This window comes from Psychrobacter sp. DM8 (genome assembly GCF_051307025.1).
Classification (GTDB): Bacteria; Pseudomonadota; Gammaproteobacteria; order Pseudomonadales; family Moraxellaceae; genus Psychrobacter.
The window spans coordinates 1,214,876-1,240,558 of the sequence record NZ_CP195538.1 but is presented as its reverse complement, the minus strand read 5'-3'; the positions used below and the strand labels follow the sequence as shown (position 1 = coordinate 1,240,558).

Genomic DNA, 25,683 nt, shown 5'->3' with positions numbered 1-25,683 from the left:
ATTGTAGCTTTATAAAGCTACATATTTGAGGTAATACTTACACGATTATGTCAAGAGCGACAGCTTGGCTCATATTTACATAAATATCGCTTTTAATTCATACAAGTTATTGTTATTTAGCAATATTTTTATAGTGTATACCTGTTCACTTTACTGTCGATATAGGGTAATATAGGGCATCGAAATCAATCCTATCAGGAATAATTTATGATTTTAAAAAAAGCACTGGGCTTGCCTCTTAAAGGTTTACGTCTTGCCATTCAATCTGGCGATACACTCATTCAGACCGCAGGATTGCAAGCGACACGCTTTAAGACTCTGCTCGATAGTAACAGAGCGGATACGGCGCATAATTCTGCTAACGCACAAGGCGGGCAAGAGATTGCTTTTAATAGTGACATCGAGAATGTAGATCCCCTTGAGCTTGAATTCAAAAAATCGCCTATTAACTTAGTGCCAGCGATATTCTTGATAGCGACGCCGATTGCAGCAGCCGTTATTACGCCATGGTACTTACTCACTCATCAAGTGAGCGCGCCAGTTTGGGGCGTATTTGGTGCCTTTATGGTCTGGACGGGTATGAGCATCACAGGCGGCTATCATCGTCTTTTGGCGCATCGTGCTTACAAAGCGCATCCTGTCGTTGAGAAGTTTTTACTCCTTGGCGCTACTCTTGCGGTACAAGGCTCAGCTTTTGATTGGGTATCGGGTCACCGCACTCACCATCGTCATGTCGATGATCGTATGGAAGACCCTTATTCAGCCAAGCGTGGGTTTTTCTTTAGCCATATTGGCTGGATGCTGCGCAATTATCCAAGTGGACGTTTTGATTATAAAAACATACCTGACTTAACCAAAGATAAAGTATTGCAAATTCAGCATAAGTACTATGGTCTATGGGTACTAGCGACTAACGTTGCTATGGTAGCCGCAGTAGGTTGGTTGATCGGTGATGTTTGGGGCACGCTAGTGCTAGCAGGTTTGCTACGCTTAGTACTGACTCATCACTTCACTTTCTTTATCAATTCTCTATGTCATATGTTTGGCTCACGTCCTTATACTGATACCAACACCGCGCGTGATAACTTTTTCTTAGCGATCTTTACTTGGGGTGAGGGTTATCATAACTACCACCATTTCTTCCAGTATGATTATCGTAATGGCGTTAAATGGTGGCAGTACGATCCTACCAAATGGATGATCACTGCGCTATCAAAAGTGGGTCTGACTACGGATCTGCGCCGAGTTGATGATACGACAATCAAACATGCTGAAGTCAAAATGCAGTTTAAGCGTGCCCAGCAGCAGATTGATGAGATCAATGCCGGCGGTATCGATATTCCGCATGCCATGCAAAAATTCCAAGATCGCATCAAGTTTGAATACGACGCCTTTACCAAAACAGTTGAAGAATGGCAGGCGCTCAAAGCTAAAGCGGTTGAGATGAAAAAGACAGAATTTGCTGATCGCTTGCATGAAGTGGACGATAAGCTCAAGCACGAATATGCCAAAGTTGAACAGCGTATCCTTGAGCATAATAGCAATCTAAAGACCGCTTTTCGTTCTATCGGTCATAGCGCCAAAGCGGCTTAAATAAGAGCCGCGCAAGTCCTTATTTAAAAAGCGCAATCACTGCTTGATAATTTATCGTTTTCTCCTTCCCTTTATCTGTCATAGATGAAGGGATTTTTTTTGTTTGAATGTGGCGACGCTCATTTTTTACGTTAGCTGCTTTATAGCGCTATGCTATAGTAGCGTTATATCTCAAGCTTGCTTACTCTTAGCAAGTCTTAATAGGAATAGACTCTATGCGTTATCAAAACACTTATGCTACTTTAGATCCGCGCCTTTATCATCGCCAGCCGCCAACAGCGCTTAAAAACCCAACAGCAGGACATTTTAATCATCAAGTCGCCGATCAGTTAGGTTTTAGTGATGATGAGGACTTGATGGCGCGCTGGGTTGAGATTATCGGCGGCGTCTACGTGCCAGAGGGTTTTGAGCCCCTAGCTATGGCCTATGCTGGTCATCAGTTTGGGCAGTGGGCAGGACAATTGGGTGATGGGCGCGGGCTTCTCATGGCGCAAGTCATTGATAATAACGATCAATTACAAGATTTGCACTTAAAGGGTATTGGACTTACGCCCTACTCGCGTATGGGGGATGGGCGCGCGGTATTGCGTAGTACGATTCGTGAGTATCTGTGCGGTCATGCTTTTAGTGCGCTTGGCGTTGCTGCTTCTAATGCTTTAGGGTTTGTGGTGTCCGAGACGCCAGTACGCCGTGAGCGTATGGAGGCGGGCGCAGCCCTAATGCGAGTGGCAGATAGCCATATTCGTTTAGGTCACGTTGAGTGGATTACCAGCTACGCCCCTGAGCTACTAGGCGAGTTTACAGATTATATGATTGACACCTATTACCCTGAGTGCCGAGAGCAAGATCAGCCGATAGTGGCGTTCTTAGGCGCCGTCGTCGAGCGCACTGCGCGCATGATCGCTGACTGGCAATTGATCGGTTTTGCTCATGGCGTTATGAATACTGACAATCTGTCGATTACTGGTAGTACGCTCGATTTTGGTCCATTTGGCTTTATGGAGCGCTTTAATCCTGGCTGGATCAACAATCATTCTGATCATACCGGGCGCTATGCTTATCAAAATCAGCCTGCTATTGGCTACTGGAACCTCAATGTTTGGTTGCCGCACTTTATGCGCCTGAATGTTACACGTGAGATGCTAGGTGAGTGCCTAGCGCCTTATGAAACCGTCTTTATGCAGCATTACCAGCAAGGCCTGTGCCGCAAGCTAGGTATAGCGCATAGTTCTGAGAGTTTAAGTCTCGCTTTTGAATTTATGACCTTTATCGAAGATAACACCCTTGACTATACCAATAGCTTTCGGGCTTTGTTGGCGTTGGTTGCGCCAGATGATCATCCTTTTGAGGCGCAATTACTGAGTACCATGCAGGCTGAGTTATCGGTTCAAGCTGTAGAGGTGTGGCAAGAGTGGTCAGCGCGTTATTTAGAGTATTTAACGCACTCTGAGCGTGCAGTTGAGCAAGTTATTTTAGAGCTAAAGGGTAATAACCCTGTTTATGTTCTGCGTAATGATATGGCGCAGCGGGCAATTACGGCCGCTGAGCAAGGGCAATTTGATGAGGTTGCGCGTTTGTACCATTTGCTTGCCAACCCATTTGAGGTGCAAGATATTGCCACTGATCTTGATACGCGTCCGCCTGCTCCTGATGCGCCGCAACTGCCTATTAGCTGCTCATCTTAATTAACCACTTAGATTATTAAATCTAGCGTATACATCCTACAAAAAAGTTGTCATTGACATTACTTTTAGATTGGTAACTTTCGCCCAGGTTTACTAGGAAGTCAATTGCCTTTGATGCTAGAATAACTATTTTATGCGCTGCCCGCAGTATAAGCTGCTTGCGTTGCAGATGCTTTTGCTCAAAATGATCTTTTTATCAGCTTAGTTTTAGGTTGATAGCGCTCCCCTTTTTAACCTCCATTTATGACAACCATGGCCATTATTATGAAAGACGATATCCAAATAGAATCGGAAAAACAACAGTTTGAACAAGCGGCGCTGCATTACCATGAGTTCCCAAGACCGGGTAAAATATCGGTCACGCCTATCAAGCAGTTAGCAAACCAGCGTGATCTTGCATTGGCTTATTCTCCTGGCGTTGCCGTTCCTTGTCTTGAGATTGAAAAAGACCCTACCTTAGCGGCCAAATATACAGCCCGTAGCAATTTGGTTGGCGTCATAACTAATGGTACTGCGGTACTTGGTCTAGGTGATATCGGTCCACTTGCCTCAAAGCCTGTTATGGAAGGTAAAGGGGTTTTGTTCAAAAAGTTTGCGGGTATCGATGTATTCGACTTAGAGATTGCCCAAAATGATCCTGATAAATTTATCGAAGCAGTAGCCTCGCTTGAGCCTACATTTGGTGGTATTAACCTAGAAGACATCAAGGCACCAGAGTGCTTTAAGATTGAGCGCGAACTGCGTAAGCGCATGAACATTCCTGTATTTCATGATGACCAACACGGCACCTCAATCATCGTTGCCGCTGCTATGCTCAACGCCCTTATTATCACCAATAAAAAGATTGAAGACATCAAGATCGTCTGTTCAGGTGCAGGCGCAGCAGCTATCTCTTGCTTGGATATCATCACAGCACTTGGCGTTGATGTAAACAATATCTTTGTCTCGGACTCACGCGGTATCATCAGCACCAGCCGTGAGAATTTGGATGAATCAAAGCAGCGCTATGCTCGAGATACCGACGCCACTACCATCGATGAGGTGATGGATGATGTCGATATGTTCATCGGCCTATCGATGCCTGGTATCTTAAGCCCTGAGATGGTTCTACGCATGGCGCGAGACCCTATTATCTTTGCTCTAGCCAACCCCACGCCTGAGATCATGCCAGAGCTTGCACATTCGGTACGTCCAGATGTCATTATGGCAACAGGTCGCTCAGATTATCCCAATCAGGTCAATAATGCCTTATGCTTCCCTTATATCTTTCGCGGAGCACTCGATGTCGGCGCAACTACAGTTAACGAAGAGATGAAAGTTGCCTGCGTACGTGCAATCGCTGCTATGGCACACGTTGAAGCGACACCAATGAGCAATGTCAAGAGCATTGATAATATCAAGCGCTTTGGCCGTGATTATCTCATTCCAGGTGCCCTTGAGCCCAACCTTATTATCGAGATTGCCCCAGCTGTTGCTCAAGCGGCTATGGATTCAGGCGTAGCCACTTTGCCTATTGATGACTTTGATGCCTATCGTCAGCGTCTATCAGAATTCGTGTACAACTCAGCGTTTGTAATGAAGCCTATCTTTGCACGTGCAAAAACAGATCCTAAACGCATTGTTTATTGTGAGGGCGAGGATAGAAACGTACTTCTAGCCGTTCAGGTCGTCGTCGATGAACATTTAGCGCAGCCTATCTTGGTTGGTCGTCCCTCTGTTATCGAAAACAATATCGAAAAGCTCGGCCTACGTCTCAAAGAAGGTGTCAACATTACCATCGTCAATCCAGATGATGATCCTCGCTATAAAGATTACTGGATGGGCTACTATGAACAAAACAAGCGCCGCGGCGTCAGTATCGAGCTTGCTCGCCGTGACGTACGCCGTAAAACTACTTTGATCGGCTCGCTCCTTGTTAATAATGGTGATGCAGACGGTATGATCTGTGGTACCTTTAGCCATTATCAGTTGCACCTTGATTATGTACAAAGCGTCATCGGCAAAAAAGAAGGCGTCAGCGACTTTTATGCGATGAACGTAATCCTCATGCAAAATCGCAATATCTTTATCGCCGATACCTATATTCATGAAGACCCAACAGCAGAGCAGTTGGCTGAGATGACTATCTTGGCGGTCGATCAGTTGCACCGCTTTGGTATCACACCAAGAGTAGCTCTGCTATCACATTCTAATTTTGGTACCTCAGACCGCGCAAGTGCTGTGAAGATGCGCAAGGTCTATCAGATCCTAACCGATATGAATGTTGACTTTGAGTTTGAAGGCGAGATGCAAGGCGATGCCGCTTTAGACGAGAATATTCGCTTAGAGGATATGCCATCAAGCCCGCTAAAAGGCTCTGCTAACCTGCTAATTTTGCCAACGCTTGATGCGTCAAACATTGCCTTTAATTTGCTTAAAACCGCAACCAGTAGTGCCTCTATCGGCCCTATCCTGTTAGGTGCAAATAAGCCTGTGCATATCTTGACGCCATCAGCGACAGCGCGCCGTATCGTCAATATGACTGCCCTTGCAGTTACTGAAGCAATAGATTTAGAAGACGTACAAAAAGCGTTATAGTCTAAAATAGCGCCTGTTATACTCAAACCAGTCAATGCTTATGTAGTGTTGACTGGTTTTTTACTGATTACATTAATGTGAGGTTGTCATGCAAGTTTATCTCGTCGGTGGTGCGGTACGCGATCAGCTCTTAGGACGCCCAATTAAAGACAAAGACTTTGTTGTGGTTGGTGCCACTGTTGATGAGATGATTGCCGCTGGGTTTTTGCAGGTCGGTGCAGATTTTCCTGTATTTTTGCACCCTACAAGCCAGCAAGAGTATGCCCTTGCTCGTACCGAGCGCAAGCAAGGTCATGGGTATCAAGGCTTTAGCGTTCATGCCAGCCCTGATGTCACCTTATTCGATGACTTACAGCGCCGCGACTTGACCGTCAATGCTATGGCGATACAAGTGATCAGCTTATTCGATGACAGCCCTCTCACAGGAGACGTGGTCGACTATTATGGTGGCCTTGATGATATCAAGGACAAGGTACTACGCCATGTGTCAGCGGCGTTTAGTGAGGATCCTCTGCGGGTACTACGTGTCGCGCGTTTTTATAGTCGCTATTATGACTATGGTTTTAGCATCGCTGATGAGACATTGACCTTAATGCAGCAATTGGTCGCCTCAGGTGAGCTTGAGCATTTAAGTGCGGAGCGTATTTGGCAAGAGTCGAGCCGTGCTATGATGCAATCCTCACCGCAAATCTATTGGCAGCAGTTATTTGAGCTTGGCGCATTGACGCCCTACTTTACACCTCTACATGAGGCTTGGGGTGATGGGCAAATAAGAGAAACGGTGCAAACTGCGCTATATTTTGCCGCGCAGATGCAACTTAATTTGTCACAGCGCTGGGCATTATTGATGAGTAGTCTAGCTTCGCAATCATTCGATATCAAGTTAACTAACTCTACTGCCGCGCAGGACATCGTCAGCATAGGTAACAGTGCAAAAGTCCCCAAAGCACAAACCCAGTTTGCTAGCCTTTTTATTGCCGAAAACGATAAGTTAAGAGCAGTAAACGAGCTAGATGCCGCGCAAAAGATTGATCTGATTCAAGCCTGTAGCGCGCACAAAGACCCCGCTAAGCTCTCGCAATTACTAGTTACCGCTCATGTGTTGCAATTAGCTATAGCTCATCGAGACATGATGCTGGCGCTCGGTAGCTTCCACGCTATCGGTATACAAGACATCTCGCCTGATCATAAAGGCGCAGCAATTGGTGAAGCGCTACGCCAAGCGCGTATAGAACATTTAAAAGCATAAAAGTTATGATTGATACAACCCGTTTAGAACCTAATGAAACGCCTGTCATGCTAGTCACTGGCAGTGCTAAGCGCATTGGTGCCGCTATTATTGAAGCTGCCCATACGCGAGGCTACCGCGTTATTATTCACTGTCATCACAGCAAAATAAAAGCACAAATGCTAGCTGCTAAGCTTAATGATGTTCGTCCTAATACTGCCGCAGTTATTATGGCAGACTTAGCCATCATTAACGATAGCGATTTACTTAATCAGTTCGTACAAGACGTCGTTAGCACTTTTGGGCAGCTTGACGTACTCGTTCACAATGCTTCACGCTTCTACCCAACTCCAATCGGCACTATTGATAGCGCGCAGTGGGACGAGCTGCTGTTAACTAACGCCAAAGCTCCGCTATTTTTAAGCCAAGCATTACTGCCTTATCTCAAACAACAGCAAGGCTGTATCATCAGTCTGCTCGATATTCATGCTCAAAATAAGCCTTTTAACAGTTATACGGTTTATAATATGGCAAAAGCTGCACACCAGATGCTGGTACAGTCACTGGCATTGGAAGTTGCTCCTGATATAAGGGTCAATGGTGTCGCGCCTGGGGTCAATATCTTACCTGATGCCGATAGTGATCAAGCTATTGATCTAGATCACCAGCAGCGCATTGTGGCCTCTATCCCTATACAGCGAGTTGGCACACCTGAGGATATCGCAGAAGCGGTATTATTTTTGGCAAAGGCAAGTTATATCACAGGCGAGATTATCAACGTTGACGGTGGTCGCCGATTGACCTTAGCAGGAGGCACTCGCTAAAGTCTTAAATAAAGAAAATATGTCAATCAAAGCGCGTATCTTGCTATCTTTTACTTGAAAATTAAAAAAAATGATGTATCATTATCCGTCTACCGTTAGGGCCCATAGCTCAGTTGGTTAGAGCAGAGGACTCATAATCCTTTGGTCGTAGGTTCAAGTCCTACTGGGCCCACCAAATTTAGATTGTATAAAACCCCTTTAAATCAAAAGATTTAAAGGGGTTTTTGTTTTTGATAAATAATTCAAGTCCACATTATAAAAGCAATTTTCACGAAAAAGCCAACTACTATGTTTGATTAATAGTCGGCTTTTCTCTTTATATTTCTATAAATCTAAAAAGAAGTACGACGATAGTTACGGTATCTGGGCAGCCAAAAATTGGCTTGTAATCGGCGTTGTAGATTCTCTATCGTTACAGGTAGAGCGAGTTTGTCTTCAATCGCTTGCAGGGCCACAGCATAAGCTATTTTTTCACTGATCTCTCTGATGACTTTGATGGGAGGTAATATAGCACCGGGGGCTTTTTCATACGCTGCTGAGATATCAGCAAGGGCTTGGCTTGCTGCCATAAGCATATTGTCGCTAATTCCCGTTGCTCGTGATATAAGCACTCCTAGGCCGATACCTGGGAAGATGTAGCTGTTGTTACACTGAGACACCTCAAAACTCTGACCGTTAAAAGTAGTGTGAGGAAATGGACTACCCGTTGCAATAATAGCGCGGCCAAAGCTCCAGTTAGTAATCTCTTGCGGTGTGGCTTCAACACGAGACGTTGGGTTTGATAGCGGTAGGACTATGGGCTTATCCGTATTAGTGCATAAGGCTTCGATCACCTCTTGAGTAAATAGTCCTTTTTGTCCACTGACACCGAACAATACTGTGATCTGTGCCTGCTTGACCACTTGTAAAAGCCCAAGTTTTTGACTTTTGTCCCAGTGCTGGATATCAGCTTCGTTTTGTACCAACGGCACTTGGAATGCTTGCAGTTCTGTCATACTATCGGTGAGCAGACCATAACGATCCACCATAAATACCTGACTGCGTGCCTGCACCTCAGACAACCCTTCACGCTGCATTTGGCGAATAATGTGCTCCGCGATACCGCAGCCTGCGGATCCTGCACCCAAAAACGCTATTTTTTGCTCGCTAAGTTTTTCGCCTTTATCTAAACAAGCCGCGATTAAGGCACCGACCGACACCGCAGCCGTTCCTTGGATGTCATCATTAAAGCAGCATATTTGATCACGGTATCGGTTCAGTAATGGCGTCGCGTTTTCTTGCGCGAAATCCTCAAACTGTAATAACACCTCAGGCCAGCGCCGTTTAACCGCTTGAATGAATAAGTCGACAAACTCGTTATATTCATCGCCTGAGATACGTGGATTTCTCCAGCCCATGTACATAGGATCATCAAGTAATTGCTGATTATTGGTACCGACATCTAACAAGATCGGTAGACAATACGCAGGACTAATGCCGCCACAAGCGGTGTACAAAGACAACTTACCGATGGGAATGCCCATGCCACCAATGCCTTGATCGCCTAAGCCCAATATACGCTCGCCATCGGTCACCACGATCACTTTTACTTTTTGTTTGGTGGCATTTTGTAGCATGTCATCGATTTTGTGGCGCTCAGGATAAGAGATAAATATACCCCGTTTGCGGCGATAAATTTGTGAGAACTTCTCACACGCCTGCCCGACCGTTGGCGTATATATAAGCGGCATTACCTCTTCAATATGCTGCTCAACCAAATGATGAAATAAGGTTTCGTTGGTATCTTGAATATTACGCAAGTAAATATGCTTATCCATATCACTAGTAAAGGAGCTCATCTGATGATAAGCGCGCAAAGATTGCTCTTCAATAGTTTCAATATTATGCGGTAATAATCCAGTCAAATTAAAGCTATCACGTTCCTCTGAAGAAAAGGCACTACCCTTATTTAGCAACGGTGTTTCTAGTAATATTGGACCTGCAAAGGGAATATATAACGGACGTTTATTTAACATGATAAAGTCTTCTTATTAAAAATTTATGAGGGTATAAATGGAGTATTTAAACGAACAGTGATAATTGAGCTATAGTCGATACCAAATAAAACAGATACATCGTATTATGGCGCAAGATTGAAATAATTTTTTCTTGCGTGCTGTGCCTACGCCGCTCGATGCTGCAAAAAAACCATTTCAATCTCGCTGTATCATTTTTATATTGAACTGATTATATATTAAAAAATGTAGAAGAAAACTTGGTAATCTAAGCACTCGATACTGAGCTTATCAAGACAAAAAATGCAGAGATAGCGATATAGTATAGAATTTAAAGCAGAAGCAGCCAAAAAGATAGTCAGCAATGATGCTATTTTGACTACAGCGGCTCAGCATTTAAGAATAGCTAGGCATACGTCATCTAATTGGCTAAGCTACGCTAATAAAGCCAAGCCTGTCAGCACAAAACCGTACTACGCTAAAGTGGTCATTACTCTTAAACCGATTAAGCATCTGATACAGAAACAACGAATTACTTTCTCAAAACTTAAGTAGATACTTTAGGACGAACGTCGCAAAATAGCTACTGTAATAGTTAAGAGAAGTCTAGCAAAAAAATTATTTACAAACAAATTGTTACAACTTAATATTGATGCTATATTTTAGAGAGTTGATGAGTATCTAAACTTTATTCAACCAAAACCTCTTAGTTTCCTCTTCGTATAAATCGTTACCGCAACATCACCATAAAAAGACAGCAGTAAGTAGTAAAGTGACCAATCACCTGCAACTCCTGTCTTTGACATGGTTAATTTAAAATCAGAACAACCCAAAGACCACACTGTATGAGTCAGGAAGACTCTTGCATTACATTCGCATGAAACCCTGCCTATACAACTATTGTGTCACCTTTATACACATATACAAGGACGCCAATCAGGTCTTTACAAAACCCTATTTTTATCCCTGGCCCTACCAATATTCCAGAAAGACTCCGCCATGCGATGAACGTGCCGACCCAAGATCACCGTGCCCCTGACTTTTCAAATACCTTTTTGCCAGTACTTCAAGATGCCAAAAAAGTATTTGGTACCAGTGAGGGCGAAGTGCTTTTATTCACCTCAAGCGGCACAGGCGGTTGGGAAGCGGCTATCAGCAACACCTTGTCCCCTGGTGATAAAGTGCTGATTGCCCGCTACGGTATGTTCTCGCATCGCTGGATTGATATGTGTCAGCGTCACGGTCTCGATGTACAAGTGATCGAATGCGAATGGGGCGACGGCGCACCTGCTGATGAGTTTCAGACCATATTGGCAGCGGACACCAATCATGAGATCAAAGCTTTGATGGTGACGCATAATGAGACCGCGACTGGCGTGTTAAGCGATATTGGTGCGGTACGCAAGGCCATTGATAGCGCTGATCACCCTGCCCTGTTACTCGTTGATGGGGTCAGCTCAATCGCTTGTGTGCCTTTTAAGATGGATGAGTGGGGCGTGGATATCGCTATCGCTGGTTCGCAAAAAGGCTTTATGCTCGCAACAGGCATGGCGATATTAGCCGTCAGTCCAAGGGCGCTTGCGGTCATGGAGCAAGCAAAACTGCCGCGTACTTATTTTGACTTTCGTGACATGCTAAAAGCCAATGCCAATGGCGGCTTTCCTTACACCCCGCCGCTTAATCTGATTTATGGGATGCGCGCCAGTCTCGATATGCTGTTTGAGGAAGGACTTGAGAATGTCTACGCGCGTCATCACCGTTTAGCCGAGGGCGTACGCCAAGCGGTGAGCGCTTGGGGCTTTAAGCTTGCGGCAAAATCACCTGACCTATACTCCCAAACGGTGAGTGCGATATACGTGCCTGAGGGTTTTGATAGCAATGAGCTGACCGATCATGCCTTTAACAAATACGGTATCTCGTTCGGGGTGGGCTTAGGTGAGATGGCAGGTCGCGCCTTTAGAATAGGACATTTAGGCTCACTGACTGAGGTTATGGTGCTAGCAGGACTGGCCACCATTGAGATGGCGATGGTTGACCTAGATTATCCTATTAAACTGGGCCAAGGCGTTACAGCAGCGCAAGAGTACTATCGGAACACTTAAATTAAGCGACGCAACACATAAACTAAGGCGCGCAACACCTAGATAGCAGTGACTCGACAGAAAAATAAAGGAATATCTCTATGATCAAAAATGAAGATGGACTAGTGATTCCAACCCTTGATGATATGTTAGAAGCGCATGAGCGCATTAAACCATACATTCATCGTACTCCAGTTCTGACCTCACGTTTTTTGGATGAGATGGCAGGCTGTGAGATGTATTTTAAATGTGAAAACTTCCAAAAAGCTGGTGCCTTTAAGGTGCGCGGTGCCTCAAACGCCGTATTTGGCTTGAGCGATGAAGAGGCCAAAAATGGCGTTTGTACCCATAGCTCAGGCAACCATGCCTTGTCTTTATCTTATGCGGCCGGTCAGCGCGGCATACCCTGCAATGTAGTCATGCCCTATAGTGCGCCCGAAGCTAAAAAAGCGGCTGTACGCGGCTATGGCGGTATCATTACTGAGTGCGATCCATCAACCACTTCACGCGAAGCAGTCTTTGCCAAGGTTCAAGCAGAAACAGGTGGCGATTTTGTCCATCCTTACAATGACCCTCGCGTTATCGCTGGCCAAGCGACTTGCTCACGTGAGTTCTTAGAGCAGATGGACGAGCGCGGCGTTAAGCCTGACATGGTTGTCGCTCCTATTGGCGGCGGCGGTATGATATCGGGCACTTGCTTAACGCTATCGAACCTAGCTCCTGATGTCAAAATCTATGCCGCAGAGCCAGTCAATGCTGATGATGCTGCACGCTCGCTACACGCCGGTCACATCATTGCTGATGACGCACCAGATACTATCGCTGACGGCCTAAAAGTGCCGCTTAAAGATTTGACTTGGCATTTTGTCAGTAGTTATGTCACCAATATTTTGACCGCAACCTAAGAAGAAATCGTTGAAGCCATGAAGCTGACTTGGACACATATGAAAATCATCATTGAACCCAGCTGTGCGGTCCCGCTGGCCATAATTTTAAAAAATAAAGATGTTTTTGCCGGCAAAAAAGTGGGCGTTATCATCACTGGTGGTAACGTCGATCTGGATAAGTTGCCTTGGAATTAATGCCTTGTCATCAAGTACCAAAATAAAGCACTTAGTGTAAAGGGCTAATAGTGAAAAGAGCTGAGTAAAATCATAAATCTGGCGTTAACTAAGTGTAAATAATACCCAAGTTTAAACGCCGTTATATTCTTAATTATCATTAATGCAGTAGCATTAATGATGCAATCAAACAATCAAACAAATGGAGCTTGAACATGATTACTGAAGAATTAGAAGTTGGTTTTAACGTCCCTGCAAAAGTCGGTATGGATGAAGCGGATATCCAGACCCCTTGCTTAATTCTTGATTTAGACGCCCTTGAGCGCAACATCAAAAAAATGGGCGACTACGCCAAAGACCATAATATGCGTCACCGTAGCCACGGCAAAATGCACAAATCCGTCGATGTACAAAAGCTGCAAGAAGAGCTTGGCGGCGCAGTAGGTATCTGTAGCCAAAAAGTATCAGAAGCAGAAGTGTTCGCCCGTGGTGGTATCAAAGATATCTTGGTATCCAACCAAGTGCGTGAGCCTGCGAAGATTGATCGCCTAGAAAAATTGCCAAAACTTGGCGCAAAAATCACCGTTTGTCTTGATGACGTCGATAATGTGGCTGAACTATCAGAAGCAGCTATTAGAAACGATACTGAGCTGAACTGTTATATCGAAATCGATTGCGGGGCTGGCCGCTGCGGTGTCACCACCACAGAAGCGGTTGTTGAGATTGCCAAAGCCATCGATGCGGCGGACAACTTGAAGTTCACGGGTATTCAAGCCTATCAAGGTGCGATGCAGCATATGGACAGCTATAGCGACCGTAAAGCCAAAACCCAAGTCGCTATCGATCAAGTCCAAGAGGCCGTTGAAGCGCTTGAAAAGATTGGCCTAAAACCAGAGTTTGTCTCAGGCGGCGGTACCGGTAGCTACTACTTTGAGAGCAACTCAGGGGTCTATAACGAGTTGCAGTGTGGCTCGTACGCCTTTATGGATGCAGACTACGGCCGTATCCTAGACGAAGACGGCAACCGTATCGATGCTGGCGAGTGGGAAAACGCGCTATTCCTGTTAACCTCAGTAATGAGTCATACCAAGCCAGACAAAGCTATCGTTGATGCAGGTCTAAAAGCTCAATCCGTCGATAGTGGCCTACCCTTTATCTATGGTCGCGACGATGTGGAATATGTGAAATGTTCAGACGAGCATGGCGTAGTAAGCGATCCAAATGGCGTGCTAAAAATCAATGAAAAACTAAAATTAGTACCAGGACATTGTGATCCTACTTGTAACATTCATGACTGGTATGTTGGCGTACGCGGCGGCAAGGTTGAGAGCGTATGGCCAGTATCTGCTCGTGGGCGCGCGTATTAACGCGCTTACTAAGCGGTATAAACCTAACTGCAGAAACTTGAGTTTCTATAAAGGCTGCGTGTTGTCGCACAGTTTTGATATTTTATCGAATCGGGCACAACGTACTGCCTTTCGCTATTTATCGCATTGATTTTGCAGTAATTCTATATAGACAATATATAAAAAGGAGCTTTTATGAGTGACCATAGTGAAGGATTAATAATCGTCTCAGAAGAGGCTTGTAAGTCTGTGATTGATCGCCAATCTGCATTTATAGCAGTTGAGAGCGTGTTCGCTTCTATGGCAAGCGGTGATGCCTATAATTTCCCTGTGATTCGTGAAGCAATTGGCTATGCTGATGCATTATATGGCTTTAAATCTGGCTTTGACCGTGCTGGTAAATCACTAGGTTTAAAATCAGGTGGTTATTGGCCAGGCAATGCCGCTAAAGGCTTGACCAATCATCAGTCAACGATTTTCTTATTCAATCCAGATAATGGTAAGTTGCGCGCCCTCGTCGGTGGCAATTACCTAACGGCGGTACGTACAGCGGCCGCCTCTGCCGTGTCGATTGCCCATTTAGCGCGCACAGATAGCAAAGTATTAGGTATGATCGGCGCCGGTCATCAGTCTACTTTTCAGCTGCGTGCTGCTCTTGAGCAACGCAATTTTGAAAAGGTAGTGGCTTGGAACAAGAACAAGGATCGCCTCAAAACCCTACAAGCCGTCGCTGAAGAGATAGGCGTACCGTTTAAATCAGTGGAGCGCGAAGAGCTTTGCAAGCAGGCTGATGTAATCATCACGATTACCTCAGCGTTTGAGCCGCTGCTTATGAAAGAGTGGATCAAATCTGGTACACATATCGCCTGTATGGGTACTGATACGGTCGGAAAACAAGAAGTCGATCCTGCCTTGATCGCCGCCGCTACCGTATTTACTGATGAAATCGCGCAATCGATTAGCCTTGGTGAGGCTCAGCATGCGATTAAGTCTGGTGCTATCAAAGAAAGTGATATCACTACTCTTGGTGACGTCATCAACGGTGAACATGCAGGTCGTAGTAATGATGATGAGATTACCTTGTTTGATGGGACTGGTGTTGGCCTGCAAGATTTAGCAGTTGCTTCTGCTGCTGCTAAGCTTGCACTTGAAAAAGGCGAAGCCCAGCAAATCTCGTTATAATCAGCAAACTAGCTATTGTATTTTAGAACCGCCAAATCATGAGCTTACTTGGCGGTTCTATTTTTGCTTAATTAAACCCGACCAACATGCTTTGCGTGCAGCTGTGACAGACTATTATCAATGCCTCTACTGTTTAATCTGTACTATTTCGAATAGACTTTGTCTTTACAAAGCTGACATTCTCCTTCTAGTTTACATTATTAACTACCGCAACTGACTGCGCGTTATTTTGAAATATATTGAGTATGAACCAAATACTATCTAACCGCTCACACCCGCTCTATCACCATAGCCAGCCCTTGCCCAATACCAATGCATAAACTGACTACCGCGTATTGTCCGCCCGTGCGCTGTAGCTCGCGCGCCGTACTTAAGGCTATGCGAGCACCTGACGCACCAAGCGGATGACCGACCGCAATCGCGCCGCCATTTGGGTTAACGCGGGTGTCATCAAAGTCGATATCCAAACCCTTTAGACAGCCTAGTACTTGGGATGCAAAGGCTTCATTAATCTCAATGATGGACATATCATCAAGGGTCAAGTCAGCGCGTTTGAGTGCTAGCTTTATCGCCTCAACGGGGCCTACGCCCATAATATTTGGCTCAACGCCCATCGCGCCAGAGGATAAAATCTTGGCAATAGGTTTAAAGCCTAGTTTTTCTTCTGCTTGTTTTGAGCCAATAATCAGCGCAGCGGCGCCATCGTTAATACCTGATGCATTCCCTGCTGTGACCACGCCATTCTCATTCAACGGTTTTAGCTTTTGCAGTGCTTCTACCGTAGAGCTAGCGCGAGGATGCTCATCTTCCGTTATCGCTTTGTCTGGTAATTTTTTACCTTGCGATACTGTGATTGGCGTTATTTCCTCATCAAAGAAACTAGCTTGTTTGGCGGTTTGATATTTCGCTTGCGAGGCGGCTGCGAATTTATCGGCTTCTTCTCGGCTGATGTCGTATTTGCGCGCGACATTATCACCCGTTTGCGGCATGCTATCGCCACCAAATTCTTTGGTTAAAACAGGATTAGGAAATCGGCTACCAATAGTGGTATCAAATACTTTAAAGTCACGACTAAAAGGCTGCTCGGTCTTGGCAAAGACAAAGGGCGCGCGGGTCATGGACTCAACGCCACCTGCCAAAAATATGTCCCCTTCGTTGCAAGTGATAGCGCGCGCGGCATCAATGACAGTAGATAGCCCTGACGCGCATAGACGATTGACGGTTTGACCGGGCGTGGTGACATCTAGTCCCGCTAGTAATGCGGCATTGCGTGCGATGTTGCGTGAGTCTTCACCCGCTTGGTTGGTGTTACCGATCAGTACTTCATCAAAGATGTCGCTGGGCAATTGGTGTTTTTCAACCAAAGCTTTGATCACTGCCGCAATCATATCATCAGGACGCACAGTGGCAAGTGCGCCGCCATGGCGACCGAAAGGACTTCTTAATCCATCATAAATATAAGCGTCTAACATCACTGTTCCTTGTTGTGTTTTAAGAGTTGCTTCGATTGAGATATAGAGTTCATCAAACTGCTTTAGTTTTTAGCATTAAAGATCTGGCATTAAAAATTACTCTGCTGCGTAAACAGCGAAATACTAAGCTTGGCACGGCGCTGTAACCACGGACTAGGACGGTAACGCGGATCACCTGTTAGAGCATAAACACGCTCTAAGATAAGTAAAATACGCGAAGCACCAAGCGCGTCACCCCACGAAATCGGACCGAACGGATATCCCAAGCCAAGCTTGATGGCATTGTCGATATCCTCAGGCGTCGCTATGCTTTGCTGCGCCATATCACAGCCCAAATTAATCACCATCGCCATAACTCGCTGCGCCACAAAGCCCGTGCTTTCTTTAATTAGCGAAGCACCAGCTGAGCCTTCATTCAAATTATTATTTAAGCTTTTACCGAATAAAGTATCAGCCTGCGTGACAAATTTGTCCTTTGTAACGATACTTGGCATCAACGTACGATGCTTAGATAAGTCCGTTAGCATATCGATGGCAACCGCTTGTTGAGGGTTCACTTGATAGCGAATAGCGGCATTGGTGGTATCTTCGCCATAAATCGCCAGTAATACCAAACTGCTAGGGTTTGGGGTATCGTTATTATCGATAGTGATGTCATTAGCGTTTAGGTAATCAACCAGCTGTTGTTTATCTGCCGCTAAATCCGCGCCAATCCAAACTGAATTAACGGCTTTGTCAGATACAGCGTTAGACAAAGACTCTTGAGCGGTATCTGCTGTCACCTTTTTACTATCTTGCTTTTTATTGTCTATGTACTGATAAAAGCCCTCACCCACTTTACGACCAAGCTTGTTACCCTCTAGCATTTGCCGTGTTAATGGATGCGGGCGATAGCGCGGCTCGAAGTAATATTGATTATAAATCGATTCCATAACCGGATGCGAGACATCGACGCCTGTCAGATCCATCAGCTCAAACGGTCCCATACGAAAGCCTGCGCCATCGCGCAAAATACGATCAATCTGCTCAAGACTGGCAACGTCCTCGCCTAGTATTTTTAACGCCTCTGTACCAAAAGCTCTACCGCCATGATTGACGATAAACCCTGGCGTATCCTTTGCGACGACGCCTAAATGGCCTATACGTTTGGCTAAACTGGTAAGCGTTTGGGTTACTGCAGGCTCGGTTGAGAGACCTGGGATTACCTCAACGATTTTCATAAGCGGTACAGGATTAAAGAAGTGAAACCCTGCTACCCGCTCTGGGTAAGTACAAACCGAGGCAATGGCGGTCACTGATAGCGATGAGGTATTAGTTGCTAAAATGGTATCGGTAGGAACAAGGCCTTCTAATTGCTTAAACAGCTGCTGTTTGATCTCTAAATTTTCAATAATGGCCTCAACAACAATATCCACTTCAGCAATTTGTGCGATATCCTCAATCACCGTTAGATTAGCCAAAGTCGCTTGCAATTGCTCATCGGTAAACTTCCCCTTAGCCGCAAGTTTTTTAAGTGTCGCTTGAAGCGCTTGACGTCCTTGCTCAGCGGCTCCTGTTTTGGCATCAAATAACAATACGTTAATGCCCGCTTGCGCTGCGATTTGGGCAATACCCATACCCATGATGCCCGTGCCAATAATGGCTAATGATTGCATATCTGATGATGTGATAGTCATAGTATTCCTTTATATGATTTAGTGGTGTCTTAATCCCTTAAACGACTACTGTCCTTTGTAGTTGGCATCACGCTTTTCCAAAAAGGCTTTTGCGCCTTCTTTTTGATCTTCGGTATCAAATAAAATCTGAAAGGCTTTACGCTCTAAAGCTAGAGCCGCTTGCAATGGCATGTCCACCCCAAGGTTGGCGACTTCTTTGATTTGGGTTAAAGCAATGGGCGAGTAGCCTGCCAACTGCTCAGCGATTTCTACAGCGCGCTTAATAGTCGCCTCATCGTCCACCACTTCAGACACTAGTCCCATTTGATCCGCCTGATCAGCGCTTATCATATCGCCCGTTAAGATGAGCTTCATAGCTTTATGCTTGCCAAGCAAGCGAAACAATCGCTGCGTACCTCCTGCCCCTGGCATCAGACCTATCTTAATCTCTGGCTGTCCAAACTTAGCCGACTTGCCCGCGACAATAATATCGGCATGCATCGCAAGCTCACAGCCGCCGCCAAGCGCATAGCCATTAACTGCGGCGATAATAGGTTTACGGCAATCGGTAATCGCGTCCCAATACTGTTCGCTATGACGCAGATAAACATCGACTGTCTTTGCAGTCAAAAAGTCATTGATATCAGCACCCGCGGCGAATACTTTATCACCGCCAGTGAGTACGATAGCTTTGGTCTTTGAGTCATTATTTAATCGAATAAAAATCTCTGCCATCTGCGCGCGTAACTCAGCGTTTAGGGCGTTGCGAACTTTAGGACGATTGAGGGTTATTACACTTACGCCACTATCTAATGTCTCACAGGTAATGATGGACTCTTCCATGATGCTATCCTTATTTGTTGTCTTGCGTATATTAATACAACACTACTAAAATACCGCACTGCGGTTCTTAAAACCGAAATTGTTGTAATCTGCTTTAGTATAGATTATGCTATTTGGCTCATACAAGCTCTTTATGTAAAACCGTTATTTGTGCTATCGGTTATTTGCACTATCAGTTTTTTATATTATTAGTTATAAGCGTTAAACTTATCCAAACTATTCTCACATTCAGTCACACCAGACAAGGAAGTCCCATGATTAGAGATCAAGAAGTCCTCGACCATATCGTCAATACCGTTCGTCAATTTGTCAACGATCAGCTCATACCTAATGAAGACTGGGTCGCAGAAAACGATCGCCTGCCAGAAGAGATCATCAGTCAAATGCGCGAGCTGGGTCTATTTGGATTGACCATACCAGAAGAATACGGCGGTCTTGGACTCACGATGGAAGAAGAGGTCATCGTCGCTTTTGAGATGGGACGCACCTCCCCTGCGTTTCGCTCGCTTATCGGTACCAACAACGGCATTGGCTCCTCAGGTCTGGTCATCGACGGCACCGAAGATCAAAAGCAAAAATATCTACCCAAACTTGCCAGCGGCGAGATTATCGGCTCGTTTTGTCTGACTGAACCCGAAGCAGGCTCGGATGCCGCCTCCTTGCGCACTACTGCTATCAAAGACGGCGATACTTATGTCATTAACGGCACTAAGCGCTATATCACCAACGCACCACAAGCAGGCGTCTTCACGGTGATGGCGCGTACCGACCCTCAGAACAAACGCGCGGGCGGGATCTCTGCCTTTATCGTTGAAAGCGATACCCCAGGCATTACTTTAGGTAAAATCGATAAAAAAATGGGACAAAAAGGCGCGCATACTTGTGATGTGATCTTTGATAACTGCGTGGTGCCAGCAAGTGCTTTGATCGGCGGCGTCGAGGGTGTCGGCTTTAAGACGGCGATGAAAGTGCTGGATAAAGGTCGTTTGCATATTGCAGCGGCCAGTACTGCGGCGGCCTCTCGCATGTTAGATGATGCGCTGCGCTACGCTGTCGATCGCAAACAGTTTGGTCAACCGATTGCCAGTTTTCAGCTGATTCAGGCGATGCTTGCTGATTCAAAGGCTGAGATTTATGCGGCCAAATCTATGGTGCTCGATGCCTCGCGCCTGCGTGATGAAGGTAAAGATGTGGTGACTGAGTCCTCCTGTGCTAAGATGTTTGCCACTGAGATGTGTGGACGCGTGGCTGATCGCGCAGTACAGATTCATGGCGGCGCCGGTTACATTGCAGATTACGGTATTGAGCGTTTTTATCGTGATGTGCGTCTGTATCGTCTGTACGAAGGCACCACGCAAATTCAGCAAATCATTATCGCTCGCAATATGATCAAAGAAGTGAGCGAATAACCTCAACCAAGAATACTATGCCCTATGACGTTATTTGATACGACTAGCAGCGCACCTCTTGAGCTGCTAGAGCCTATAAGTGAGATGAAAGATCAAAGCGATCGGCAGTTTGTCACCGCACTCGCTCGCGGGCTTGAGCTGCTACGATGTTTTACCCCGCAGCAGCCAAGGCTTGGCAATCAAGAGCTCAGTCAATTAACGGGGCTGCCTAAAGGCACAATTACGCGTCTTACCTATACCTTAGTCAAACTCGGCTATCTAAAGCAATCTACTACCAGTAGCAAGTACCAACTGGCAGCTGGCGTGTTGGGCTTTGGTTATACCATGATGTCGAACGTCTCGATTAACCATCTGATCACGCCTTATATGGAGGAGCTAGCGGATTATGCTAATAGTGCGGTCGCTATGGCAACCCGCGATCGGCTGATGATGGTGTATCTAAACGTCGTGCAAGGCTCTAGCACTACAACCATGCGCCGTAATGTCGGGTCGTACTTGCCTATGCACTCTAGTGCGATGGGACGTGCTTGCTTAGCGAGCATGCCACCTGCCGAGCAAGACTTTATTATGAATGCGATTCGTAGTAAGCACGATAAAGACTGGTCAAAAACCAAGTCGAGCCTAGAGCAAGCGTTTAAAGACTATGAGGATTTTGGCTACTGCTTCTCATTTGGTGATTGGCAAAAAGAGGTCAATGCCGTTGCCACAGCTATCATGCACCCTACCGAGGGTCTACTCACCTTTAACTGCGGCGCGCCAAGTTTTGTACTTAGCTGTACTAAGATTGAAGAGGACATTGCGCCGCGTCTACTGCATATGAAGTATAATATTGAGAGCAGCCTTTAGTTCAATCAAGAAAAACCAGCACTTACACTCAAACCAACTACTGTAAATAACCGCCCTCAGATATAAGCTCAGGCGGCAGATTCGTTTCGCCCAGAGCTTCTAGCAAATTGATCTCGATAGTGCGAGAAATAGAAGTCAAAGCCAAATTATTAGCATCCACGCCAAATGGATTGGTAATTTCCTCATTGAGAGCATCTAAGCCAAAAAAGGTGTACGCAATGACGCCGCAGACTAAAGGGGTGACCCAGCCTAAAGACGTCGCCAAGCCAAAAGGCAGCATAAAGCAGTACAGGTAAGTGGTACGGTGCACCAGCAAGGTATAAGCAAATGGCAATGGCGTGTTATGAATGCGCTCGCAAGCTGCCAAAACTATAGTCATCGAGGTGACGCGTTCGTCCATATTTTGGATCATAAGATCAGATGTCAGCTGCTCACGTCTACTACGGCTAAGCTCTTTGCCGATTAATCGCAAGAGATATTCAGGAAGGTTACCGGCTTTACGCATACTGGCGTGATGCTCCGGCGCTACAAAACGCTCAACATCCTCCCAAGGGGAAGTATTACGAAGTCTGTGCCTGAGGGCGTGAGTAAAAGCAATCGTCAGCTGCACCATAGAGCGCTGCGCGCGCTGTCCACTATCAGTGTCGTCTATAAAGGATAGTACCTGCCGAGTAAAGCTACGAGCATCGTATACCAACTGACCCCATAAGCAGCGACCCTCCCACCAGCGCTGGTAGCTGGCATTATTCCGAAAGCCGAGAAACAAAGATAAAGCAATACCCAGTAAGGTAAAAGGCGCAGCACCATAAGAGGGAAAGGAGCCTGGAATCCCGTGCTGGACGGCTGAGATGACTGCGCTAAGTAAAGTAATCAGTAAAACTTGCAGATAGATATGAGGAATGACAGAACCGCGTAAGGTGAAGAGTATTCTAAAGGCATTCGGTTTTTGCCAAACGATCATGACAGCTTCCTATAAATCTGATATCGAGGTACGCGGGGTCAACTACTTGGGTGCTAGCTACTGAGAAATAATGACTGGCGATTTTAGCACGAAACTTTTCCATGCGGTGGCAGTGCTTAGGTAATAACTTGCATACCGTTATTAATCATTAGAATATTCGACTAATCATGACAAGAGTCATCCGCAAGCGCGTGTAGTATCCCGCACGATTCAGCAGGCGCCTCTGTTGTACACTTTTGGCGCAGCTGTATTAAGTGCTGCTTTAATTGCCGCAATTCTTGCATTCGTGTCTCTACGGTTTCAATATGCTCCTCTAATAACTCATTGACCTCTCCGCAGTTTTTATCTGGAGTATCCCTGTACTGCAGTAACACGCGCACTTCATCCAAACTCATATCAAGCGTACGACAGTGCAATATAAACTGCAGGCGCTCGATGTGCTCTTCGCGATATAACCGATAATTGCCTTGGCTACGAAAAGGCTCCGGCAATAACTGCTCTTTTTCATAATAACGAATGGTCTCAACCGTCGCCCCTGTGCGCCGAGCAAGATCACCGATTTTAATGGGTGCTTTGATTGCTGCTTTGACTGCCATTACCCTCCCCTTTTATTGCTCAAATCTATACTGCTTAAATCTATGTAAGTAGCCGTAAGGTTCATTATAAAAATCTGATGTGCTGCCATTAACACCTTGACCCTAAAGCCGCTATAGGGTTCATAATACCTTTAATAAGAGGATAAATCACTATGCAATATCATATTGAAGGTATGGACTGCGCCAGCTGCGTTGGCAAGATCGAAACAGCTTTAACCCGTATGCCAGGCGTCTCTGACGTTCAGCTCAACTTTGCGACACAAAAGTTAGCGCTCACCCTAGCGCCTGATGCCACGACTGAGGTCAAAGATATCGAAGGGACTATCAAACGCCTTGGGTTTGGTGTGTCAGAATTAACCGAACAACAAGACGAAGTCGTTGGTCATGAGGCCAATGTAGACGATCAGCACTGGTGGCAGACAATGAAGGGCAAGCAGGTCATCGGCATTGGCTTACTGATGAGCGCAGCCTATATGCTGTCTTTGGTATTTCCTGCATACGGCGCTTGGGCTTTTATTATCGCTGTGGTTATTGGCGTGCTTCCTTTTGCACGAAAAGCCTTGACACTGGCTACAGCAGGTTCTCCCTTTTCGATTGAGATGTTGATGTCTATCGCAGCGCTTGGCGCCCTTATCATTGGTGAGGCTGAGGAAGCGGCTGCGGTTGTTTTCTTGTTCTCCGTAGGTGAATTATTAGAGAGCGTTGCCGCTGATCGAGCGCGTGCGGGTATTAGAGCACTAGCCTCACTGGTGCCAAAAAGAGCCGTGTTACTTGATGAGCAAGGCGTGCCGCGTGAAGTTGCTGCCGCGTTACTACAAGTAGATGACCGAGTACTCGTCCGTCCTGGTGATAAAGTCTCTGCTGATGGCATTATTATTCAAGGCTCCTCCAGCTTAGATGATTCGCCGGTAACAGGAGAGTCGATACCGGTTGTCAAAACCGTCGGCGATGAGGTATTTGCAGGTTCCATCAACGTCGATAGCGCCCTACACGTACGCGTACAAAAAACAGCGGCTGATAATACTATTGCGCGAATTATTGAGCTTGTGGAGCAAGCACAAGCCTCCAAAGCCCCCACTGCTCGTTTTATTGAAAAATTTAGTCGATACTATACGCCCATCGTGATGGCTGTTGCCGCCTTAGTGGTTATCGTGCCGCCATTGTTGTTAGGCGGAGAATGGGGAACTTGGCTGTATCGCAGTTTGGCACTGTTACTGATTGCTTGTCCTTGCGCGCTAGTACTATCTACTCCGGCGGCCATTGCCTCAGGCTTAACAGTTGGTGCGCGGAGCGGTTTATTAATCAAAGGCGGTAGCGCCCTAGAAATCATTGGCCGTGTCAATACCGTGGCCTTTGACAAGACGGGCACCTTAACCGAAGGCAAGCCGCGCGTCACTGACGTCGTTGCCTTTACAGAAGGAGGCACTGATGTAAGCGGGACAAATGAGGTATTAGCGTTGTTCGCTAGCGTTGAGTCCGGCTCTAATCATCCGCTTGCCAAAGCTATCGTAGAGCGTGCAAAAGTAGCTAAGATTGCCATTCCTATCGCTGCCAATGCCTCTGCAACTGCTGGTAAAGCGGTACATGCCACGGTCAATGGACGCTCTTTAGCCATAGGCTCTCCCATCTACGCCGCTGACGAGAGCTTACTTCTACCCGATCAGCAGGTACAGATTGAGTCGCTGCAAAGTGAAGGCAAAACGGTTTCAGTGCTATTCGATGAACACAGCGCTGACGTGATTGGCTTAGTGGCACTGCGCGATGAGCTGCGTGACGATGCGCGGCAAGGTGTGGCTCAGCTGAGCGCCATGAACGTGCGCTCGGTCATGCTAACAGGTGATAACCATCTCACCGCGCAGGCGCTTGCTACGCCTTTAGATATAGAATGGCGAGCTGAGCTGTTACCCGAAGACAAACTACGTTTACTCAGCGAGATGAGGGACAATAATAAAATAGCGATGGTGGGCGACGGAATTAATGACGCGCCAGCTCTAGCCAGCGCAGATGTCGGCATCGCGATGGGCGGTGGTACCGATGTGGCTATCGAAACCGCTGACATTGCTCTATTACAAAGCCGCGTCACTGACGTCGCTCATCTTATTGCTCTGTCACGCGCGACCTTAGCCAATATACATCAAAACGTCATTTTTGCGCTCGGTCTAAAAGGTATCTTCCTTATTACTACCATACTCGGTATCACAGGTTTGTGGATTGCGGTCTTAGCCGACACTTGCGCAACGATACTCGTGACACTGAATGCCTTGCGTTTGCTGCGCTTTAAAAAGACCCTATAAGTTATCTTGAACTTATAGGGTCTATACAAAGCTATA

At 46.1% G+C, this 25,683-nt stretch carries 19 protein-coding genes and 1 tRNA gene; 14 read left to right on the top strand and 6 right to left on the bottom strand.

The genetic code is table 11. The features are described 5' to 3' along the window. Window positions 1-207: 207 nt before the first annotated feature. The 6 genes from ACR64J_RS05370 to ACR64J_RS05345 all read left to right on the top strand — a co-directional run bounded on the left by ACR64J_RS05370 (window position 208) and on the right by ACR64J_RS05345 (window position 8,082). Window positions 208-1,593, top strand: a complete 1,386-nt coding sequence (locus ACR64J_RS05370; protein ID WP_435950846.1) for an acyl-CoA desaturase — start codon at window positions 208-210, stop codon at window positions 1,591-1,593. A 215-nt stretch (window positions 1,594-1,808) separates the two neighbouring features. After that, a complete protein-coding gene (locus ACR64J_RS05365; protein WP_435950845.1) occupies window positions 1,809-3,278 on the top strand; it encodes a protein adenylyltransferase SelO in 1,470 nt (489 codons plus the stop codon). A 252-nt stretch (window positions 3,279-3,530) separates the two neighbouring features. Next, window positions 3,531-5,855, top strand: a complete 2,325-nt coding sequence (locus tag ACR64J_RS05360; protein ID WP_435950844.1) for an NADP-dependent malic enzyme — start codon at window positions 3,531-3,533, stop codon at window positions 5,853-5,855. An 88-nt stretch (window positions 5,856-5,943) separates the two neighbouring features. After that, window positions 5,944-7,104, top strand: a complete 1,161-nt coding sequence (locus tag ACR64J_RS05355) for a tRNA nucleotidyltransferase (RefSeq protein WP_435950843.1) — start codon at window positions 5,944-5,946, stop codon at window positions 7,102-7,104. 5 nt (window positions 7,105-7,109) lie between these two features. Beyond that, the gene (locus ACR64J_RS05350) at window positions 7,110-7,907 is read left to right on the top strand and encodes a pteridine reductase (RefSeq protein ID WP_435950842.1); all 798 of its coding nucleotides are present in this window, start codon (window positions 7,110-7,112) and stop codon (window positions 7,905-7,907) included. Window positions 7,908-8,005: 98 nt separating this feature from the next. Next, window positions 8,006-8,082, top strand: a tRNA-Ile gene (locus ACR64J_RS05345). Between the two features lie 157 nt (window positions 8,083-8,239). On the opposite strand, the gene ACR64J_RS05340 is transcribed toward ACR64J_RS05345, so the two are convergent. Continuing rightward, a complete protein-coding gene (locus ACR64J_RS05340; RefSeq protein ID WP_435950841.1) occupies window positions 8,240-9,922 on the bottom strand; it encodes an NAD-dependent malic enzyme in 1,683 nt (560 codons plus the stop codon). Between the two features lie 983 nt (window positions 9,923-10,905). Here ACR64J_RS05340 and bhcA point away from each other — a divergent pair. The 5 genes from bhcA (at window position 10,906) to bhcD (ending at window position 15,571) form a co-directional block, all read left to right on the top strand. Continuing rightward, window positions 10,906-12,003, top strand: coding sequence for an L-aspartate--glyoxylate aminotransferase BhcA (bhcA, locus tag ACR64J_RS05335; protein ID WP_435950840.1), 1,098 nt, complete (start codon window positions 10,906-10,908; stop codon window positions 12,001-12,003). Between the two features lie 80 nt (window positions 12,004-12,083). Next, window positions 12,084-12,887 carry a pyridoxal-phosphate dependent enzyme gene (locus ACR64J_RS05330; protein WP_435950839.1) on the top strand — a complete coding sequence of 268 codons (804 nt, stop codon included), beginning with the start codon at window positions 12,084-12,086 and terminating at the stop codon, window positions 12,885-12,887. Window positions 12,888-12,926: 39 nt separating this feature from the next. Next, window positions 12,927-13,064 carry a hypothetical protein gene (locus tag ACR64J_RS05325; RefSeq protein ID WP_435950838.1) on the top strand — a complete coding sequence of 46 codons (138 nt, stop codon included), beginning with the start codon at window positions 12,927-12,929 and terminating at the stop codon, window positions 13,062-13,064. Window positions 13,065-13,258: 194 nt separating this feature from the next. After that, window positions 13,259-14,410 (top strand): 3-hydroxy-D-aspartate aldolase BhcC, encoded by a 1,152-nt coding sequence (gene bhcC, locus ACR64J_RS05320; RefSeq protein WP_435950837.1) that lies wholly within the window; start codon window positions 13,259-13,261, stop codon window positions 14,408-14,410. A 174-nt stretch (window positions 14,411-14,584) separates the two neighbouring features. Then, on the top strand, window positions 14,585-15,571 hold the full coding sequence (gene bhcD / locus ACR64J_RS05315; protein ID WP_435950836.1) for an iminosuccinate reductase BhcD: 987 nt from the start codon (window positions 14,585-14,587) through the stop codon (window positions 15,569-15,571). Between the two features lie 269 nt (window positions 15,572-15,840). Here the strand turns inward: bhcD and ACR64J_RS05310 are convergent, their stop codons facing one another. The 3 genes from ACR64J_RS05310 to ACR64J_RS05300 form a co-directional block, all read right to left on the bottom strand. Beyond that, on the bottom strand, window positions 15,841-17,043 hold the full coding sequence (locus ACR64J_RS05310; protein WP_435950835.1) for a 3-oxoadipyl-CoA thiolase: 1,203 nt from the start codon (window positions 17,041-17,043) through the stop codon (window positions 15,841-15,843). 89 nt (window positions 17,044-17,132) lie between these two features. Next, a complete protein-coding gene (locus ACR64J_RS05305) occupies window positions 17,133-18,719 on the bottom strand; it encodes a 3-hydroxyacyl-CoA dehydrogenase (RefSeq protein WP_435950834.1) in 1,587 nt (528 codons plus the stop codon). Window positions 18,720-18,764: 45 nt separating this feature from the next. Beyond that, window positions 18,765-19,541, bottom strand: coding sequence for an enoyl-CoA hydratase (locus tag ACR64J_RS05300; protein ID WP_435950833.1), 777 nt, complete (start codon window positions 19,539-19,541; stop codon window positions 18,765-18,767). A 254-nt stretch (window positions 19,542-19,795) separates the two neighbouring features. Between ACR64J_RS05300 and ACR64J_RS05295 the strand changes: the two genes are divergently transcribed. After that, window positions 19,796-20,950: an acyl-CoA dehydrogenase family protein gene (locus tag ACR64J_RS05295; RefSeq protein WP_435950832.1), complete on the top strand. Its 1,155-nt coding sequence runs from the start codon at window positions 19,796-19,798 to the stop codon at window positions 20,948-20,950. A 24-nt stretch (window positions 20,951-20,974) separates the two neighbouring features. Further along, complete coding sequence (locus ACR64J_RS05290) at window positions 20,975-21,796, top strand: IclR family transcriptional regulator (RefSeq protein ID WP_435950831.1); 822 nt, start codon at window positions 20,975-20,977, stop codon at window positions 21,794-21,796. Window positions 21,797-21,833: 37 nt separating this feature from the next. Here ACR64J_RS05290 and ACR64J_RS05285 read toward each other — a convergent pair whose 3' ends face one another. Next, complete coding sequence (locus tag ACR64J_RS05285) at window positions 21,834-22,757, bottom strand: bestrophin family protein (protein ID WP_435950830.1); 924 nt, start codon at window positions 22,755-22,757, stop codon at window positions 21,834-21,836. Between the two features lie 161 nt (window positions 22,758-22,918). Further along, complete coding sequence (gene cadR / locus ACR64J_RS05280) at window positions 22,919-23,353, bottom strand: Cd(II)/Pb(II)-responsive transcriptional regulator (protein WP_435950829.1); 435 nt, start codon at window positions 23,351-23,353, stop codon at window positions 22,919-22,921. A 152-nt stretch (window positions 23,354-23,505) separates the two neighbouring features. Between cadR and ACR64J_RS05275 the strand changes: the two genes are divergently transcribed. Continuing rightward, complete coding sequence (locus ACR64J_RS05275) at window positions 23,506-25,647, top strand: heavy metal translocating P-type ATPase (RefSeq protein ID WP_435950828.1); 2,142 nt, start codon at window positions 23,506-23,508, stop codon at window positions 25,645-25,647. Window positions 25,648-25,683 lie beyond the last annotated feature (36 nt).